Raw genomic sequence first — 1,540 nt, forward strand, 5'->3', positions numbered from 1 at the left:
TCAGCTTGTAGACAAAGTCCCTAACTAGTGGCCAAATCTACAGGTTTTTTTGTATAATAGGGATAGAATTCTTGGTTAACGGGGGAAATTTAGGATGTTATCGAAGCGTACAGACAATAATCGAAATCAATTGGAAATGGTGGCTCTTGATCAATTGGTTCCAGAAGATCATTTGGTAAGGAAGATTGAACAAGCCATAGACTTTGATTTTATTTACGATCTTGTCAAAGATACCTATTGCCTAGATAACGGAAGGCCTAGTATTGATCCTGTTGTGCTCATTAAAATGGTCTTTGTGCAGTATTTATTTGGTATTCGTTCCATGCGTCAAACGATCAAAGAAATTGAAACCAACGTGGCGTATCGATGGTTCTTAGGATATGGTTTCACAGAGAAAATTCCTCATTTTTCAACGTTCGGCAAGAATTATGTTCGTCGCTTTCAAGGTACTGATTTATTTGAACAGATTTTTTATCGTATCTTAGAAGAAGCGATGAATAAAGGGTTAGTAGACCCTTCTGTTGCCTTTATTGATTCTACACATGTCAAAGCAAGCGCCAATAAAAAGAAGTACGATAAGAAAATTGTCCGGGTAGAAACAAAAAGCTATCAAGCGCAATTAGAGTTAGAGATTAACCAAGACCGCGAAAACCATGGAAAAAAGCCCTTTCCCCCGAAAGAGAAGGAAGAAGCCAAGGAAATAAAGGTCAGTAAAACAGATCCTGATAGTGGCTATTACGTAAAAGATGAACGGGAAAAGATGTTTGCCTATTCATTTCATACCGCATGTGACGCAAAAGGCTTTGTCTTAGCTACCAAGGTAACGGGAGCGAATATTCATGATAGTCAGGTGTTTGGTCAATTACTCGAACAAGTCATCGAAAAAGTAGGCAAACCAACTGCAGTAGCCGTAGATGCCGGATACAAAACCCCAGCGAATGCGAAAAGTCTGTTGGACAAAGAGATTCGTCCCGTTATGCCATATACAAGACCAAGAACAAAAGACGGTTTCTTTAAAAAGTATGAGTATGTATACGATGAACATTATGATTGTTATATCTGCCCAAACAACCAAATTCTTGAATACCGAACCACGACAAGAGAAGGTTATCGACAGTACGCTTCTAATCCGGAAATATGTAAAACGTGCCCGTTCTTAGAAAAGTGTACCCAAAATAAAGATCATATCAAATTCATTCATCGCCACATTTGGGAACATTATGTGGAAGAAGCGGATCATTTAAGGCATACAGAGATCAATAAAAACATATATGAGAAGCGCAAAGAAACGATTGAACGAGTCTTTGCCGATGGAAAAGAGAAGCATGGCATGCGATGGACAACCCTTCGGGGACTGGGAAAATTGTCCATGCAAGCGATGCTTACTTTTGCTGCCATGAACTTAAAGAAAATGGCAAACTGGACATGGAAAAGACCATGTCCAGCCTAAATAAGATAAGAATCTTAGAAAATGATGAGCAAAAAAAGACAAATCCCAACTCAAATGAAGCATTTGAGTTGGGGTTTGTCGACAGTCTGA

Annotated in this window: 1 protein-coding gene; it reads left to right on the top strand. The window is 39.0% G+C overall.

Features of this window, described 5'->3' with window-relative positions; all coding sequences use genetic code 11:
- The first annotated feature begins 94 nt into the window (after positions 1-94).
- On the top strand, positions 95-1,450 hold the full coding sequence (locus EDD72_RS12390) for an IS1182 family transposase (protein WP_132770824.1): 1,356 nt from the start codon (positions 95-97) through the stop codon (positions 1,448-1,450).
- The last annotated feature ends 90 nt before the right edge of the window (positions 1,451-1,540 follow it).

It is taken from the genome of Tepidibacillus fermentans (assembly GCF_004342885.1).
Lineage (GTDB): Bacteria > Bacillota > Bacilli > Tepidibacillales > Tepidibacillaceae > Tepidibacillus > Tepidibacillus fermentans.

Coding starts and splice junctions, on each gene's coding strand:
- EDD72_RS12390 (WP_132770824.1), top strand. CDS start 95: ATGTTATCGAAGCGTACAGACAATAATCGAAATCAATTGGAAATGGTG.